The sequence below is a fragment of the Amycolatopsis thermophila genome (genome assembly GCF_030814215.1).
Classification (GTDB): domain Bacteria; phylum Actinomycetota; class Actinomycetes; order Mycobacteriales; family Pseudonocardiaceae; genus Amycolatopsis_E; species Amycolatopsis_E thermophila.
The window spans coordinates 5,425,866-5,441,671 of record NZ_JAUSUT010000001.1; the positions used below are offsets into that span (position 1 = coordinate 5,425,866).

The window sequence follows — 15,806 nt, forward strand, 5'->3', positions numbered from 1 at the left end:
CACTCCGTCACCGTCGCCGTGCTCGCCGGCCGGTGTACCACGCGGTCGCCGCCGGCCTGCTGTTCGCGTGAAGGGGTGTTCGGTGAGGCATCGTGCTCTGGTTCCGCTCCTGCTGGCCGGCGCGCTCGTCGCCGCGTGCACGTCCGCCCCGGCGCCGGACGCACCGCCGCCGTCCTCGCCGACGAGCCGGGCCACGGCCGCGCTCCCCGGCATGCCCCCGGTGTCCGACCCGCACAACATCGACAGTGACGCGGGCGCGGACATGCTGTCGCCGGCCGCCAGGGCCGCACGGCCGCTGGTCTACGTCCCGCACGACCGCTCGGGTGATGTCTGGGTGATCGATCCCGCCACCTTCGCCGTGGTCGGCAGGTACCCGGCGGGCCGGGAGATCCAGCACGTCGTACCGGCCTACGACATGACCACCCTCTATGCCACCGACGACAAGGGTGGCCACCTGGTGCCCTTCGACCCCCGCACCGGGCTGCCCGGCGCGCCGATCCCGGTGACCGAGCCCTACAACATGTACTTCACCCCCGACGGCGCCTACGCGATCTCGGTCGCCGAGGGGCGGCGCCAGCTCGTCTGGTACGACCCGCACACCTGGGCGCAGCGCGACGTCACCCCGGTACCCGGCTGCGCCGGGGTCGACCACGCCGAATTCTCCGCCGACGGCCGCATCGCGGTGTTCACGTGCGAGTTCGCCGGCGCGGTCACCGTCGTCGACGTGGCCTCCCACCGGGTGCTGCGCACGGTCCCGATGCCGCAACGGCACACCCGCATGGGTCCGCAGGACATCAAGCTGGCCCCGGACGGGTCGGTGTACTACATCGCGGACTCCGACGCGAACGGCGTGTGGGTGCTCGACGGCGCGGCCACGACGGTGCTGCGGTTCATCCCGACCGGGATGGGCGCACACGGCCTCTACCTCTCGCGCGACGCGCGGCAGCTCTACGTCACGAACCGGCACGAAGGCACCATCAGCGTCCTCGACGCCTACACCGGCGCCGCCGTGACCACGTGGCGCCTGCCCGGGGGTGGCAGCCCGGACATGGGCAACGTGACCGCCGACGGCAGCCGGCTGTGGGTCTCCGGCCGCTACGACCGGGTGGTGTACGTGATCTCGACCCAGGACGGTTCGCTGATCCGGAAGATCCCGGTCGGCGACGAACCGCACGGCCTGTGCGTGTGGCCGCAGCCGGGCCGCTATTCGATCGGGCACACGGGTATCACCCGCTGAGCCGACCCCCCGGTGCTCGTGATCCCCGGCGCGACGGCGCGGGCGAGCGACTCGGTCAGCTGGATCCCGTCCGCCAGGGAGCCGTCGTGCTGGGTCAGCACCGCCAGCACGACCTGCTGTCCGTGGGAGGTGACGATCCCGACGCTGCCGATGGCCCAGAGACCGTCGTCGTCGTCGATGGGCAGCCACCCGTCCTTCAGCGCCGTGGCGGTGCCGGGGTCGGCGATGGCGCTGATCCCCCAGGTCTGGTCGGCTTCGACCGCGCGCAGGAGTCCGAGCGCGAAGGACTGGGCGGCCGGAGCCAGGGGACCGGGCGTGACGAGGTCGCGCAGCAGGGCCACCTGGTCGTCGGCGGTGGTGGTGGTCAAGCCCCAGTACCCGGCTTCGTCCGGCTGGGTGGCGGCGGCTCCGAGGCGGCTGTTGGCCGCACGCAGCCCGTCCGCGCCACCGACCTCGTTCCACAGCCACGTGGCCGCGTCGTTGTCGCTGTTCTCGATCATCGCCGTGGCCTGCGCGGTCTCGTCCTCCCCGGGCAGCCGGCCGGAGTCCTGCCGTTGCAGGAGGAGGGCTTCCAGGATGTCGAGCTTGACCACGCTGGCGGTGCGGACCGTCGTGGTGGCGTCGTGCCGGTAACTCCGCGCGGTCGTCACGTTCTGGGCGGCGAGCGAGACGCTGTCCGGCGGCAGCCCGGTGAGCAGGCGGCCGACCGCGGTGTCGCCCGCCGCGACGGCGTGCGGTGCCGGCGCGGTGGTCGTGGCGGCGTCATGGGTCGCCTGGGGTGGGACGGTCACCGCGACGACGACGGCCGCCACCGCGACGGCCCGGTGCGTCCACCGGCCCGGCCGGTGGCGCGGCGCGGCTCGCACCGTGGCGTGGGGTGGGGGAGGAAGACGCACTGCACCGCCATGTCGTCCTTGTTGCGGTACCTACCCGTGTGCGAACTTTTCGCGGGGCGGTCACCGCGCCCTGTGCGAGCGGGTGACGCTATCGCTGTTCGTACCGTCGCGGCAAGCCCGCTCAGGCGGCGGGCAGGGCGCTGGGGGCGATCGTGGCGGTGACGCCCACCCCGGCGGCCACGAGCAGCACGACGGTGGCGAACCCGCGGCGGACGAGACGCCCCGGCAGGCGACGGGCGAGGCGACCGGCCGAGGCGGCGGCGAGCGCGGCCGCGAGCGCGAAGACCGCCGTCGTGGCCCAGTCGAGTGGGGCTCCGGCGTGGGCGGCCAGCCCGGCGGCGGAGTTGATCACGATGACGACCAGCGAGGTGGCGACGGCTTCGGCCGCGCCCAGGCCGAGCAGCAGGGTCAGGGCCGGGACGATGAGGAACCCGCCGCCGACGCCGAACAGCCCGGTCAGCACGCCGACGACGGCCCCCGTGCCCAGGGCGGAGGGCAGGCAGGTCCGCCACTCGACGCCCCCGCCGCGGGTGCGGCACGCGCCGCCGGAGCGGGTGCGCTCCCGCAGCATGCCCACCGCGACGACGGCCATCGGCAGGGCGAACCCGAGCATCAGCAGACGCGGGGACAGCGTCCGGCCCTGGGCGGCGCCGCCGAACGCGGCCGGGACTCCGGCCGCTCCGAAGACCAGCGCGACCGGCCACCGGACGCCGCCACCGCGCAGCCGCGGCGCCAGGGCGGCCGCGGCGGACACGCCGACGACGATCAGCGAGGTGGGGATCGCGGCGGCGAGGGGTTGCCCGGCGAGGTAGACGAGGGCGGGCACCGCGAGGATCGAACCCCCGCGCCGAGCGCGCCCAGCGCCAGATCGATGAACAACCCGGTCAGGGCGACGGCGACGAGCATCCGTCAGGCCGCCATCGGCACGCCGGCGTCGGCGGCGCCGCCGAAGGCGTCGTCGATGAGGACCGCGGTGCGCCCGGCCCGGGCGAGCAGCGAGGCCGCCGCGGTGGCGCGGTAGCCGCTGCCGCAGTGCACCCACACCGGTCCCGCGGGAAGTTCGCCGAGCCGGCGGGGGAGTTCGGGCAGGGGGATGTGGACGGCGTCGCGCACGTGGGACTCGCGCCACTCGCCCGGCAGGCGGACGTCCAGCACGACCGTGGGCGGCGGGAGCGCACCGGCGTGTCCGTGCCGGAGCGCGGCGGCCAGGTCGGCGAAGGACGCGGTCGGCAAGCTCGCCAGGCGCCCGGGCCGGCGGCCCGCCCACTCCGCGGGTTCCCCGCTCGCCGCCGCCGCGGGCCGGTCGATGCCGATGCGGGCCAGTTCCCGCTGCGCGTGAGCGACCTGGTCCGGGGTGTCGCCGAGCAGCGTGATCGGGGCGCCCCAGTCGATCAGCCAGCCCAGCCACGTCGCCATCGGGCCATCGAGCCCGAGGCTGACCGTGCCGGCGAGGTGGGAGCGCGCGAACGCCTTGCGGGAACGCAGGTCGACGACCCACTCACCGGCGTCGATCCGCTGCCGTAGTTCGTCCGGCCCGGCGGTGCTCGCCGGGGTGCGGTCGATGGGCGCCGGTCCGGCGGCGTTGCGGGCGCCCATGTGGGCGTAGTAGGCGGGGTAGCGGTCCAGCCCGGCCAGGGTCCGCTCGACGAACTCGCCCTCGGCGAGGGTGAGGGCGGGGTTGTGCCGCCGTTCGCGGCCGATCGTGGAGGCGTCGCCGTCGGCCTGCGTGGCCGAGCAGAAGCTGCCGAAACCGTGGGTGGGCCACACGGCGGCGCCGTCGGGAAGCACGTCGGCGAGGCGGCGGGCGGAGGTGTGCTGGTGGCGCGCCAGCTCGTGGGCGTGCTCCTGGCCCAGCAGGTCGGTGCGGCCGGTGGTGCCCAGCAGGAGTGAGCCGCCGGTGAACACGCCGACCGGCCCGTCCGGGCCGTCGAGGATGTAGGACAGGTGGTGGAAGGTGTGACCAGGGGTGGCGACCGGGCGGATGCGCATCCGCTGCGACACGTCGAGCACGTCACCGTCGCGGACCGGCACGTGCGTGAACGGCACGTCGTCGGCCGCGGCGATGCCGTAGCGGGCGCCGGTCAGACGGGACAGGTGCAGGCCGCCCGACACGTAGTCGTTGTGCACGTGGGTCTCCAGCACCCACGCGATGCTCACGCCGAGCCGGCCCGCCAGCGCCACGATGCGGTCGATGTCGCGTTGCGGGTCCACCACCACCGCGAAGTGGCCGTCATGGGCGAGATAGCTCCGGTCGCCCAGTGACGACGTCTCGATCGTCCGGACATCCAGCACGGCCCTTCTCCTTCGTTCGTCGGTCCCAGGTACCCCGGGGGGTATGCAGGAAAGACACCGCGGCACCGCGGGAGCGGTGGCGCAGTGTCAGGCCAGGGCCAGGAACAGCTTCTCCAGCTCGGCTTCGGTCATGGGAGGCTCTTCCCCCCGATCGCGTGCGGCCTGGCAGTGCCGGAGGCCGCTGGCCACGACCTTGAACCCGGCGCGGTCCAGTGCCCGGGACACCGCCGCCAGTTGCGTCAGCACCTCCTGGCAGTCGCCACCGTTCTCCATCATGCTGATCACCGCGGCCAGCTGACCCTGTGCGCGCCGCAGCCGCACCAGGGCGTCACCGACCAGTTCGGGACCCATCTCCATCAGGCAGCCTCCGGTTTCCGCTCGCTCATCGCCCGAACAGGTGCCGCCAGGCCCCGCGGGTCGTCTTCGTTTCGGGCTCGCACTGGCAGCGCTGCGCGGCGGGCACGCCGGACAGCACTTCTTCCACGTGTTGCCCGCATCCGGCGTAGGTGGCCTTTCCGCAGCGCGAGCACGTGACACGTCGGCACATCCGTGGTCCTCCTTCATCCGGCGTCCACAGTACCCTGGGGGGTATGCGGAGGCCAGTGTGCGGCGGCGGAAGTGGCGCGGGTCGCAGGCCGGAGTGATCGGCCGCGTGGGCGGCCACCGCTTCAGAACGGGGCGTCGAAACCGGCTCTCAGCTCGGTGATGAGCCATTGCCCGCCGGTGCGGTGGAGGTCGAACCGGTAGGGCCCGGCGGAGGCCACGCGGGTCGCGGCGTCCTGGGAGGACAGCAGTACGAGATAGGCGTGCGCCGTCGCGCGGCCGGGTTCCCGCTGTCCGACCACGACGTTGGTGAACACGTGCCGTCGCTGGTCGGGCTGGCTGTCCCAGAACCCGGCCAGCCAGTCCGCGATCGCGTCCGCGCCCCGGAAGGGGCCGATCGGGTCTCGGCCCATCACCAGGCCCTGCCAGGTCGCGTCCGGGGTGAAGCAGGCCGCGAGCGCGGAGCGGTCGCGTTCGTCGAAGGCCCACCCGTACCGGGCGACGCGTTCGGCGATCAGGAACCGGTCGAGGGCCTCGCCACCCGGTTCGGCGGGCGGCAGCGTGACGTGCCCGGTGGCCCTGCCCCAGCCGGGCTGCGGTTGCGCGGTCACGAGGGGCGCTCCGTGGCGACCTCGGCGAGCCAGGACTGGTACCCCAGTGCGGTGCCAAGCTCGGCCTGGCGGGGCGTGTTCAGCGCGCGTTTGAGCGCCGACGAACCGGCGGGGTCCGCCGCGAGCCGTTCGGCGAGCGCCGCGGCGTCCCCGGCGGGAGCGAGCAGCCCCCGGCGGCGGCCCTCCTCCGCGCTCAGCGTCGCGCCCGTCCAGGCCAGTTGCGCGAAGGTCGACCCGCCGCCCGCGTGGCCCAGCAACCAGCCGGCACCACCGAGCAGCGCGGCGGCCGGTCCGCCGACGGCCAGCGTGGTGCGGTCGGTCGCCGCCCGCACATCGGCGGTCATGGCCAGCGCCAGCCCGAACCCGCTCACCTGCCCGTCGAGTGCCACGACGACCGGGCAGGCGAGCGCGAACAGATTCCGCACCAGGGACTGGTACCCGGCGTCGACGGTGTCGTGCTCCAGCGGCGTGCCCTCCAGCTCGGGGGCGTGGTGCCAGGCGTCGGCCTCGACTTCGAGCAGGACGGCGCCGGGACGGTCCTTCCGCCACTCGCGGACGGCCCGGGAGAGCTCGTCGCGCGCCTTGGCGTCAAGCCGTTTCCCGGCGCCGGGGTCGATGAGCCGCTGACGTGCGATCTCGGTCATCTGCCGGTCTCCTCAGCGTCCGCCGAAGGTGGGCGTGCGCTTGTCCAGGAAGGCATCGATGCCTTCGAAGTGGTCCTCTGTGGACAGCAGGGTGCCCAGCAGCGCGCGCTCGTGCTCCAGCGCCGCCGCCACGGGCATCTCCTCCGAAGCGCGGACCGCGGCCTTGCTCAGCCGGGTGGCCACCGGGCTGAACCCGGCGAGCCGTGCCGCCAGCGCCCGCCCGGCCCGCACGACGCACTCCGCGGGCACCACCTCGGTCACCATGCCCATGCCGTGCGCGGTCCACGCGTCCACGGTGCGGGCGGTCAGCACGATCTCGGCGGCGCGGAAGCGCCCGCACACCCGTGCCCAGCGCTGCGTGCCGCCCGCGCCGGGCAGGATGCCGAGGTTGATCTCCGGCTGGCCGAACACCGCGGAGTCCGCCGCGACGATGAAGTCGCAGGACATCGCGAGTTCGCAGCCGCCGCCGAGGGCGTAGCCGGCGACGGCCGCCACGGCCGGTTTGGGGAAGCGTGCTATCCGTGCCCACGCGGCCTGCCGCTCGGACTGCAGGTATTCCGCCGGTGTGGTCGCCCGCAGCTCGCGGAGGTCGGCACCGGACGCGAACAGCCGGGTACCGCCGGTGAGCACGACGGCCCGCACCGCGTTGTCGGTTTCGGCGCGGTCCAGCCCGGCGCACAGCTCACGCAGCACCTGCGCGCTCAGCGCGTTGCGGACGCGCGGCCGGTCGATGGTGAGCACGGCGACCTGGCCGATCACGTCGTACCGGACGGCCTGATCCTCCTCGGGCACATGACCTCCCTGTCCTGCGTTCCGGCCGTGAACATACTGTCGAGTATGTCAGCGTGTCAACCGGCCGTGTCACGGGAAGTTTCCTTGTGTATACGGGAAATAGCGATCACGACGGAGTGGTTGACGTGGTCCGCGGGCGGTGCATATGGTGCGGGAACCTACGCAGTAGTACGACAATGACGTCGACAAATGGAGGCTGGCGTGAGGCGACTCAGGTCCTCGGTGCTGGTGGCGACGGCGTTCCTGCTCGCCGCCTGCGCGAACAGCGGTGGGGGCTCCGCGCCGAGTACGAATGCCGATGCCGGGTCGGGCCCGATCAAGATCGGCGTGATCGTCCCGCTGAGCGGGCCCGCCGGGCCCAACGGCAAGGACGTGCTCGACGCGATCACGACGAAGGCCGACCTGATCAACAAGGCCGGCGGGGTGCGCGGGCGTCAGCTCGAGGTGGTGTCCCAGGACGACAAGAGCGACCCGGCGACCGGGGTGAGCGCGGCGAACACCCTGATCAACGATGGCGCCGCGGTGGTCATGGGCGGCTGGAACAGCCCGGTGACGCTGGCCATCCAGCCGGTGCTGGTGCGCGCCGGGGTCCTCAACATCACCTCGATCCCGCAGAACGCCTCGATCCTCGGCGGGGCGGACCCCGACGCGGTCCGGATGAACGCCGGCAACGCCGCCGGCGCCTACGCCGCAGCCTCGTACCTGACCGGCGACCTGAAAGCCAAGCGGGTGGCCATGCTGCTGGAGAACGACGCCTACGGCAACGACGCGGGCAACTACCTCGGCAAGGAGCTGCAGGCCAAGGGAGTCGACGTGGTCAGCCAGCAGAAGTTCGCGCTGTCCGACACCGATTTCCGCGTTCCGCTGAGCAACGTCGCGCAGTCCGCCCCGGACGCGGTGTTCTCCGCCGACGCCGCGGAGTCCTCCGGCATGCCGGCGCTCGCCTCGCAGTACGTCGACTCGGGGATCAAGGCGCCCCACTTCGCGGCACTCGGCACGGTTTCGCCCAACGTGGTCAAGCTGGCCGGCGGGGCGAAGGTCGACGGCCTGCTGTCGGCCGACCTCTACTTCCCGCAGGAGGCGCCGTTCGCGACCATCCCGGCCAACGTCGAGTTCGTGCAGGCCTTCCAGGCCAGGACCGGGCAGCTGCCGGACAAGTACGCCGCCCTCGGCGCGGAGAGCGTGGACGTGTGGGCCAAGGCCGTGACGAAGGCGGGCACGACCGACCGGGACAAGGTCGCCGCCGCGATCCACGGGCAGACCTTCACCGGCACCGTGCTCGGTGACGTGGCGTTCACCGGCAAGGGCCAGCTCAAGAGCCACGTCTTCGCCTTCACCGTCAAGGACGGCAAGGTGAGTGTGCTGGGCGAGATCCCGGTGCCGGACTCGGTGTGGGAGCAGTAGGGATGCCCGCACCGGCCGACCCGCCGCCCGCCCTGTGCGTCGAGGAGCTCGGCGTGCGCTACGGGAGCCTGCAGGCTCTCGACTCGGTCTCCTGGACCGTGTCCGACGGTGAGATCCTCGGCATCATCGGACCCAACGGCGCGGGCAAGAGCAGCAGCTTCGCCGCGGTGACCAACAGCGTCCGCCGCAGCGGCACCGTGTCGCTGTACGGGTCGACCGTGGACGGTGTCGCGACGCACCGGCTCGCCCGGCGCGGCCTGCGCCGCACGTTCCAGCAGAACTCGTTCTACTCGGGACTGTCCGTACTGGACAACGCCGCCGCCGCGTTCACCGTCGTCGACGGGGTGCGGCTGGCGGGCAGCCTGTGCACGCCGTGGCGGGAGGTCTCCCGCCGCCGGCGGCACCGGGCGAGCGCGCGTGCGCTGCTGGCCGAGTTCGGGATCGGCGCGAAGTACCAGCAGATGTACCCCGACGACATCCCCTACGGCCTGCAGCGGTGCCTGTCGATCGTGCTGGCCTTCGGCGCGGGTGCCCGGGTGCTGCTGGTGGACGAGCCGGCGGCCGGGGTCGGCGGGCAGGACATGCAGAACCTGGCCGAGCTGCTCGGCGAGCTGCGGGGCCGCGGGCTGGCGGTGGTGCTCATCGAGCACCACATGGACCTGGTGATGGAGGTCGTGGACCGGCTGGTGGTGCTCGACCGCGGACAGCGGATCGCCTACGGCGAGCCGGAGGAGGTCCAGCGCGACCCGGCCGTGCTGGAGGCCTACCTGGGGAGGGTGGCGTGAACACGCTCCTGCGGGTGTCGGACCTGCGCGTGCGGTACGGGCACAGCGTGGCACTGTCCGGAGTGGACGCCCAGGTCGGTGACGGCGAGCTGGTGGCCGTCGCCGGCGCGAACGGCGCGGGCAAGAGCACCCTGGTCAACGCGGTCGCGGGCTGGTCGCGCGGCCGGGCGACGGTGTCGGGCTCGATCGAGCTCGGCGGCCGGGAAGTGGTGTCGCTGCCCGCGCACCGGCGCTGCAAGCTCGGCGTGGTGCTGGTGCCCGAGGGCAAGAGCGTGTTCGAGCAGCTGACCGTGGACGAGAACTTCCGCATGGTGCGGCCGCCCCGGCACGCGACCGGCAAACGCTACGAGATCGACGACGTCTACGAGGTGTTCCCGCAACTGCGCGAGCGGGCACACGCGCGCTGCGCCACGCTCAGTGGCGGTGAGCGGCAGATGGTCGCGATCGGCCGCGCGCTGCGCGCCGCTCCGCGGCTGCTGATCCTCGACGAACCGTCGGTCGGCCTGGCGCCCCGGCTGGTGGTCGAGGTGCTGCAGCACATCCGCGCGCTCGTGGAAGGCGGGCTGTCGGTGCTGCTGGTGGAGCAGAACGTCAAGGCGGCACTGGAGGTCGCCGACCGGATGTACCTGCTGGAGCAGGGACGGGTCGTCGGCTCGGGCTCGGCGGCCGAGATGCGGGACGACGACCGGATCGTGTCCGCCTACCTGGGAAGGCTGGCGCACTGATGTTCCTCGCGCAACTGATCAACGGGCTCGCGCTGGGCGCGGGCTACGCCCTCCTCGCGGTCGGGTGGACGGTGCTGCTGTCGGCGGCGCGCCTGGTGAACTTCTCGCACGGGCAGCTGTACATGGTCGGCGCGTTCCTCACCTGGTGGGGCACCGCCAAGGCCGGCCTGGGGTACTGGCTGGCGGTGCCGGTCGCCGTGGGGGTCGTCGCGGTGCTCGGCGCGGTGATGCAGCTGCTCATGCGGCGCCTGACGCTGGAGCAGAACATCGTCAGCCTGATGCTGGTCACGCTGGCGTTCGGGTACCTGCTCGAAGGCGGCGGTTCGCTGCTGTTCGGCGGCAACCCGCAGGTGATCGCCAGCCCGGTGCAGAGCACCACGCTGCGCCTGGGCGCGGCGCGCTTCACCGGCCAGGACGTGCTCATCGTCGTGCTGGCGCTCGCGCTGTTCGCCGTCACCTGGTTCGTGCTGGCCCGCACCAACGTCGGCCGGATCGTCCGCGGCGTGGCCGAGGACCCGAAGCTGGCCCAGGTCTACGGCATCGACGCGGCGAAGGTCTACCTCGGCGTGTTCGTGTTCTCCGCGGCGTGCGCCGCGCTGGCCGGCGCGGTCGTCGCACCCCGGAGCCCGATCCTCACCTCGATCGGGTTCGAGCAGGTGGTCACCACGTTCCTGGTGGTCGTCCTCGCCGGGGTCGGCAACCTGCTCGGCGGGCTGTTCGTCGGGCTCGGGCTGGGCGTGTTCACCGCGTTGTTCGGCGCCTACGTCTCGCCCGCCTTCTCCACCGCCGCCGCGTTCTGCGTGCTGCTCGCCGTCCTGATCGTCCGTCCGCAGGGGTTGAAGGTCCGATGAAGACGATTGATCCGGAGCGCAAGACCGCCGAGGCGCCGGTGCGCGCGGTGGACGGGGACACCGGTCGCGGGCGCCTGCTGCGCGGCGGTGGGTGGCTGGTGCTGATCGTGGCCGGCTACCTGCTGCCGTCGCTGCTGGGCGGTTCGCCCCGCCTGTACGGCACGTTCGTGCTCATCGCGATCTTCGCGATCATGTCCTACGGCGTCGACGTCGTCGTGTCCTACCTCGGCGAAGTCAGCCTGGGGCACACGCTGTTCTGGGCGGCCGGCGCGTACGCCACCGCGTACACGACCGCGAAGCTGGGCTGGGGTGCGCTGCCGGCGTTGCTGGCGGCGCTGGTGGTCGCGGCGGTGCTCGCCCTGCTCGTCGGCCTGGCCACCCTGCGCACCCGCGAGTTCGTGTTCTCCCTGGTCACCTACGCGACCGCGATCATCGGACTCACGGTCGTGTCGAACGTCAGCGTCCTGGGCGGATCCGACGGCATCGCCGGGATCCCGCTGCTGTCGCTGCCGGCCGTCGGCGGTTCCTACACCGCGCGCACCGACGCCGACCTGTGGCCGATCGCGTTCGCGCTGCTGGTGGTGGTCATCGCGGTGATCGCCCGGTTCCGGCGCTCCCGCCTGGGGCAGAGCGCGCTCGTGACGCAGATGAACGCCGGGCTGGCCACCACCATGGGCGCCGACGTGCGCAGCACGCGGGTGCTCGTGTTCGCGCTGTCGGCGCCGATCACCGCGCTGGCCGGCTGGCTGTACGCCTACCAGCGCAGCTACGTCAGCCCGGACCTGCTGTCCACGTCGTTCCTGCTGTTCATGCTGACCGCGGTGATCCTGCCGGGCCGCCGCAGGCTGCTCGGCCCGCTGGTCGGGGCCGCGCTGATCACCGCGCAGCAGCAGCTCGTCTCCCTCGGCGGCGATCTCGACAAGATCGTCCTCGGTGGCGTGCTCGCCATCGTCCTGCTCGTCTCGCCCGACGGGCTCGCCGGTCTCGGCCGGCTGATCGTGCGGCGCCGTCCGGCCGCCACCCCGATTCCGGCAGCGTCCGCTGCCCGTACCGACTGATTGGAGGCCGACTGTGCCCGTGATCTGGGAACCGCCGCTGAGCGAAGAGGGCCGGCGCTGGCGCGAGGTGGCCAGGAAGCTGTCCGCCGAACGGTTCGCCCCGCTGGCCGCGGAGCTCGACCGCGACCAGCGCTACCCGTGGGAGAACGTCGAAGCGCTCGTGGACAGCGGGCTCGCGGGGCTGTTCGTCGCCGAGGAGTACGGGGGACAGGGCGCGAGCTTCGACGTGGTCTGCGCGGTGATCGAGGAGGTCTCGGCCGCCTGCGCGTCCACCGGCGCCATCCTCACCGCCTACGCGCTCGGCGGAACCCCGATCGTGCTGGCGGGCACCGACGAGCAGCGCGCGCGCTACCTCGGCGGCATGGCCAAGGGACAAGCCGTGAGCTTCGCCCTGACCGAGGAGGGCGCGGGCAGTGACGCCGCGCGGATCAAGACCACCGCGGTCCGCGAGGGCGACGGGTGGCGCCTGCGCGGCGAAAAGATCTTCATCGGCAACGGTGGCGCATCGCAGCACTACGTCGTGTTCGCGCTGACCGACCCCGCCGCGGGCACCCGCGGGATCACCGCGTTCATGGTCGGCAAGGACGACGACGGTGTGGTGATCGACCACTACGAGGACAAGATGGGCATCCGCGGGACCTACACCAGCAACCTCAAGCTGGACACCGTGGTCGGCGACGACGCGATCGTCGGCGAGGTCGGCCGGGGCATGCGGCTGGCGATGCAGACGCTCAACGCCGGCCGGATCACCGTGGCCGCCCAGTCGATCGGCGTGGGCCTGGCCGGCTACCAGGTGGCGGCGCGGGAGGCGGTGCGGCGGGAGACGTTCGGCCATCCGATCATCGACAACCAGGGCATCTCGTTCCCCCTGGCTGACGTCGCCACGCGGCTCACCGCGGCCCGGATGATCACCCACCAGGCCGCGCGGACCTACGCCGAGGGCGGTGACGTGTCGATCCTGGGCGCGATGGCCAAGCTCGACGCCAGCGAGGCCGCGCACCTGGCGGTGAACACCGCGGTGCAGGTGCACGGCGGCGCCGGCTACTGCAAGCCCAACGTGGCCGAGCGGCTCTACCGCGACCAGCGGATCCTCGAAATCTACGAAGGGACCTCGGAGATCCAGCGGCTCGTGCTCGGCCGCGCGATCAAGGCGGAGGCCGCCGCATGAGCACCGAGACCCCGGTGCACGCGACCGGGTGCTGGGAGCAGGAGGTCGAGTTCCCGCCACCCGGCCGGTTCCGCGTCTACGACCTGGCGCACCGGCTGCACACCGGGATCCCGCACCACCCGAACCACCCGCCCTACAGCTTCTCGCTGACCAAGCGGCACGGCGAGGTGATGTACCCCGACGGCGTGTCGGCCGCGGCGGAGATGATCACCACGGGCGGGCACGTGGGCACGCACGTGGACGGGCTGGCGCACGTGTCGAAGCTGGGCAAGGTCTACGGCGGGGTCGACATCACCGGCCACCAGTCCTATTCCGAGGGCATGCGGGAGGTGTCGGTGCACGAGCTGAACCCCCTGTTCGCCCCGGGGCACCTGGTCGACGCGACCGTGGTTCTCGGGCGCCCGCTGACGCCGGAGGACGGGATCGGCGCCGAGGTGTTCGAGGCGTGGTTCGCCGAGCACCCGGCCCCCCGGCCGGGGTCCGTGGTGCTCGTCCGCACCGGCTGGGACCTGCTGTGGGAGGACAACGCGGCCTACCTGGCCACCTCGACCGGCGCGCCCGGGGTGTCGCTGTCGGGCGCCCGGTGGCTCACCGACCACGGGGTGCGGGCCACCGGGTGCGACACCGTCGCCTACGAGCGCGTGCCGAGCCCGGCGCTGGAGGTGCACTGCCATCTGCTCCTCGAGCACGGGGTGCCCATCATGGAGGCCATGAACCTTGCGACACTCGCCACCGAAGGGGTCTGGGACTTCTTCTTCACCGCCTCGCCCCTGCCCATCCAGGGCGGCACCGGATCGCCGATCCGCCCGCTCGCGTTCGTGCCCGCGGCGGTGAACGCGTGAGCGGCCGGCTTTCCCGTTCGGGCTCCGGGCCGGGCCAGCGCGACATCCTCGAAGCGGCGGCGGTCGCGTTCACCCGCGCCGGGTACGAGGCCACCACCATCGACGACATCGCCGACGAACTGGGCGCCACCAAGGGCCGGGTCTACCACTACTACCGCGCCAAGGCCGACATCTTCCTCGACGTCGTGCTGACCGGGATGGAGGAGATGATCGCCGGGGTGCAGCCCATCGCGTCGAGCACCGACATCTCCGGCGCCGACCGGTTGTGGCGCATGGTGCACCACCACGCCGGGCTGATGATGACCCGCAACTCCTTCCAGCGGGTGGCCGTGCAGGCGGTGGAGATGCACCGGCTGCGGGAGCACTCGACGCAGAAGGCCGCGCTGCAGAAGGTGATCACGCTGCGCGACGAGTACGAGCAGCTGTTCGCCGACGTGATCGACGAGGGCAAGCGCGAGGGACTGTTCCGCGACGTCGACCCGCGGCTGGCGACCAAGCCCGCGCTGGGGGCCCTGAACTGGATCAGCATCTGGTACGACCCCGACCGGGGCGACTACGCCACCGTGCAGCGGGTCGCGGCCGAGTACGCCGACTTCATCGTGAACGGACTGCGCAGGAGCAGAACATGACGATCGCCCGGCCCCACTCCGAACGCTACTGGCACGAGGTCGAGACCTGGCCGCGCGAGCGGATCGAGGAGCTGCAGACCACGATGCTGCGCAAGCAGCTCGAGTACGTCCAGGCGCACAGCGCCCACTACCGGCGGCAGTGGCGGGAGCTCGGGTTCGAGCCCGGTGACGTCCGCACGCCGGCCGACCTGGCCGCGCTGCCGGTGGTCACCAAGGCCGACTACGTGGCGAGCCTCGCGGCCGACCCGCCGTGGGGCAGCATGCTGACGGCGGCGCCGAAGGACGTGCGGCGCGTGCACTTCTCGTCGGGCACCACGGGCGCACCGACACCGGTGTGCTGGTCGGACTTCGACCTCGACCGCTGGGCCGACCTGTACGCGCGGGTCGGCTACAGCCAGGGCGTGCGGGACACCGACGTGTTCCAGTGCCTGTTCGGCTACGCCTGGTTCGTGGGGGGGCTGGGCGCGACGCTGGGTTACCAGCGGCTCGGCGCGACCGTCATCCCCGGCGGGTCGGGCGACACCCGCCGCCAGATCGACACGATGTTCGCCTACGGCACCACGGCCGTCAGCGGTACGCCGTCGTTCATGCTGCACCTGGCGGAGACCGCGGCGGCGGCCGGCACACCGCTGACCCGCTCGAAGGTACGGGCCATCCAGGTCGGCGGCGAGCCCGGCGCGGGTGTGCCGGCCACCCGGCGGCACATCGAGGAGCACTGGGGCGCCCGGTGTTTCGACGGCTACGGCAGCCTGGAGTTCCAGCCGATCGCGTGGGAGTGCGAAGCACAGGCGGGCGGCCACCTGGTCGAGGACTTCGCCTACGCCGAGGTGGTGGATCCGGACACGAAGAAGCCGGTGCCGGACGGCAGCCCGGGCGTGCTGGTGCTGACCCACCTGGACAAGCAGGCGAGCCCGCTGGTGCGGTGGTGGACCGGCGACATCGTGGTCCGGGACACCGCGCGCTGCGAGTGCGGGCGCACGCACGCCCGGCTGCCCGGCGGCGTGATCGGCCGCGCCGACGACATGCTCGTGGTGCGCGGGGTGAACCTGTTCCCGAGCGCGGTCGAGCAGGTCGTGCGCCGCACGCCCGGCACGACCGGGGAGTACCTGATCGTGCTCGACCGCGAGGTCACCGACCCGGTCACCGGCTACCTCACCGGAATCAAACTGCGGGTCGAGGCCGAGCCCTCGGTGCCGCCGGACTTCGCGGACCGGATCGCCTCGGCGGTCCGCGCGGAGTTGACGGTGCGGTGCCTGGCCGAGGTGGTTCCGGAGGGCTCGCTGCCCCGCAGCACGCACAAGACGAAGCGGGTCGTTCGCGAGGCCTGAG

At 72.7% G+C, this 15,806-nt stretch carries 17 protein-coding genes; 10 read left to right on the forward strand and 7 right to left on the reverse strand.

Annotation, left to right across the window (positions count from 1 at the left end; all coding sequences use genetic code 11):
- Positions 1 to 82: 82 nt before the first annotated feature.
- Positions 83 to 1,237 carry a YncE family protein gene (locus FB470_RS26595; protein WP_306995939.1) on the forward strand — a complete coding sequence of 385 codons (1,155 nt, stop codon included), beginning with the start codon at positions 83 to 85 and terminating at the stop codon, positions 1,235 to 1,237.
- On the opposite strand, the gene FB470_RS26600 is transcribed toward FB470_RS26595, so the two are convergent.
- From FB470_RS26600 to FB470_RS26630, 7 genes are all read right to left on the reverse strand, one after another.
- Positions 1,204 to 2,103 carry a serine hydrolase gene (locus FB470_RS26600; RefSeq protein WP_306995942.1) on the reverse strand — a complete coding sequence of 300 codons (900 nt, stop codon included), beginning with the start codon at positions 2,101 to 2,103 and terminating at the stop codon, positions 1,204 to 1,206. The two genes, FB470_RS26595 and FB470_RS26600, sit on opposite strands and share 34 nt — an antisense overlap.
- Before the next feature lie 151 nt (positions 2,104 to 2,254).
- Entirely contained in the window at positions 2,255 to 2,959 is a 705-nt protein-coding gene (locus FB470_RS26605; RefSeq protein ID WP_306995944.1) for a sulfite exporter TauE/SafE family protein, read from the reverse strand.
- A gap of 83 nt (positions 2,960 to 3,042) precedes the next feature.
- Positions 3,043 to 4,425: an MBL fold metallo-hydrolase gene (locus FB470_RS26610; protein ID WP_306995947.1), complete on the reverse strand. Its 1,383-nt coding sequence runs from the start codon at positions 4,423 to 4,425 to the stop codon at positions 3,043 to 3,045.
- An 87-nt stretch (positions 4,426 to 4,512) separates the two neighbouring features.
- Positions 4,513 to 4,782, reverse strand: a complete 270-nt coding sequence (locus FB470_RS26615) for a metal-sensitive transcriptional regulator (protein ID WP_306995949.1) — start codon at positions 4,780 to 4,782, stop codon at positions 4,513 to 4,515.
- A 311-nt stretch (positions 4,783 to 5,093) separates the two neighbouring features.
- Entirely contained in the window at positions 5,094 to 5,579 is a 486-nt protein-coding gene (locus FB470_RS26620; protein WP_306995951.1) for a nuclear transport factor 2 family protein, read from the reverse strand.
- Complete coding sequence (locus FB470_RS26625) at positions 5,576 to 6,223, reverse strand: enoyl-CoA hydratase-related protein (RefSeq protein WP_306995953.1); 648 nt, start codon at positions 6,221 to 6,223, stop codon at positions 5,576 to 5,578. The genes FB470_RS26620 and FB470_RS26625 overlap by 4 nt, the downstream gene beginning before the upstream one ends.
- A gap of 12 nt (positions 6,224 to 6,235) precedes the next feature.
- Positions 6,236 to 7,015, reverse strand: a complete 780-nt coding sequence (locus tag FB470_RS26630) for an enoyl-CoA hydratase-related protein (RefSeq protein ID WP_306995956.1) — start codon at positions 7,013 to 7,015, stop codon at positions 6,236 to 6,238.
- A 201-nt stretch (positions 7,016 to 7,216) separates the two neighbouring features.
- Here FB470_RS26630 and FB470_RS26635 point away from each other — a divergent pair, with 201 nt between their 5' ends.
- From FB470_RS26635 to FB470_RS26675, 9 genes are read left to right on the forward strand one after another with little or no spacing between them, the layout of a single operon-like run.
- Positions 7,217 to 8,419 carry an ABC transporter substrate-binding protein gene (locus FB470_RS26635; RefSeq protein WP_306995957.1) on the forward strand — a complete coding sequence of 401 codons (1,203 nt, stop codon included), beginning with the start codon at positions 7,217 to 7,219 and terminating at the stop codon, positions 8,417 to 8,419.
- A gap of 2 nt (positions 8,420 to 8,421) precedes the next feature.
- Positions 8,422 to 9,204, forward strand: coding sequence for an ABC transporter ATP-binding protein (locus FB470_RS26640; RefSeq protein WP_306995959.1), 783 nt, complete (start codon positions 8,422 to 8,424; stop codon positions 9,202 to 9,204).
- Positions 9,201 to 9,929 carry an ABC transporter ATP-binding protein gene (locus tag FB470_RS26645; RefSeq protein ID WP_306995960.1) on the forward strand — a complete coding sequence of 243 codons (729 nt, stop codon included), beginning with the start codon at positions 9,201 to 9,203 and terminating at the stop codon, positions 9,927 to 9,929. The genes FB470_RS26640 and FB470_RS26645 overlap by 4 nt, the downstream gene beginning before the upstream one ends.
- Positions 9,929 to 10,780 (forward strand): branched-chain amino acid ABC transporter permease, encoded by an 852-nt coding sequence (locus FB470_RS26650; protein ID WP_306995963.1) that lies wholly within the window; start codon positions 9,929 to 9,931, stop codon positions 10,778 to 10,780. The genes FB470_RS26645 and FB470_RS26650 overlap by 1 nt, the downstream gene beginning before the upstream one ends.
- A complete protein-coding gene (locus tag FB470_RS26655) occupies positions 10,777 to 11,838 on the forward strand; it encodes a branched-chain amino acid ABC transporter permease (RefSeq protein WP_306995965.1) in 1,062 nt (353 codons plus the stop codon). Before FB470_RS26650 ends, FB470_RS26655 begins: the two co-directional genes overlap by 4 nt.
- Positions 11,839 to 11,857: 19 nt before the next feature.
- Positions 11,858 to 13,006 (forward strand): acyl-CoA dehydrogenase family protein, encoded by a 1,149-nt coding sequence (locus FB470_RS26660; RefSeq protein WP_306995967.1) that lies wholly within the window; start codon positions 11,858 to 11,860, stop codon positions 13,004 to 13,006.
- Complete coding sequence (locus tag FB470_RS26665; protein WP_306995969.1) at positions 13,003 to 13,848, forward strand: cyclase family protein; 846 nt, start codon at positions 13,003 to 13,005, stop codon at positions 13,846 to 13,848. The genes FB470_RS26660 and FB470_RS26665 overlap by 4 nt, the downstream gene beginning before the upstream one ends.
- Positions 13,845 to 14,477 carry a TetR/AcrR family transcriptional regulator gene (locus tag FB470_RS26670; protein ID WP_306995971.1) on the forward strand — a complete coding sequence of 211 codons (633 nt, stop codon included), beginning with the start codon at positions 13,845 to 13,847 and terminating at the stop codon, positions 14,475 to 14,477. The genes FB470_RS26665 and FB470_RS26670 overlap by 4 nt, the downstream gene beginning before the upstream one ends.
- Positions 14,474 to 15,805, forward strand: a complete 1,332-nt coding sequence (locus tag FB470_RS26675; protein WP_306995972.1) for a phenylacetate--CoA ligase family protein — start codon at positions 14,474 to 14,476, stop codon at positions 15,803 to 15,805. The genes FB470_RS26670 and FB470_RS26675 overlap by 4 nt, the downstream gene beginning before the upstream one ends.
- Position 15,806 lies beyond the last annotated feature (1 nt).

Coding starts and splice junctions, on each gene's coding strand:
- FB470_RS26615 (WP_306995949.1), bottom strand. CDS start 4,782: ATGGAGATGGGTCCCGAACTGGTCGGTGACGCCCTGGTGCGGCTGCGG.
- FB470_RS26625 (WP_306995953.1), bottom strand. CDS start 6,223: ATGACCGAGATCGCACGTCAGCGGCTCATCGACCCCGGCGCCGGGAAA.
- FB470_RS26640 (WP_306995959.1), top strand. CDS start 8,422: ATGCCCGCACCGGCCGACCCGCCGCCCGCCCTGTGCGTCGAGGAGCTC.
- FB470_RS26650 (WP_306995963.1), top strand. CDS start 9,929: ATGTTCCTCGCGCAACTGATCAACGGGCTCGCGCTGGGCGCGGGCTAC.
- FB470_RS26655 (WP_306995965.1), top strand. CDS start 10,777: ATGAAGACGATTGATCCGGAGCGCAAGACCGCCGAGGCGCCGGTGCGC.
- FB470_RS26665 (WP_306995969.1), top strand. CDS start 13,003: ATGAGCACCGAGACCCCGGTGCACGCGACCGGGTGCTGGGAGCAGGAG.
- FB470_RS26675 (WP_306995972.1), top strand. CDS start 14,474: ATGACGATCGCCCGGCCCCACTCCGAACGCTACTGGCACGAGGTCGAG.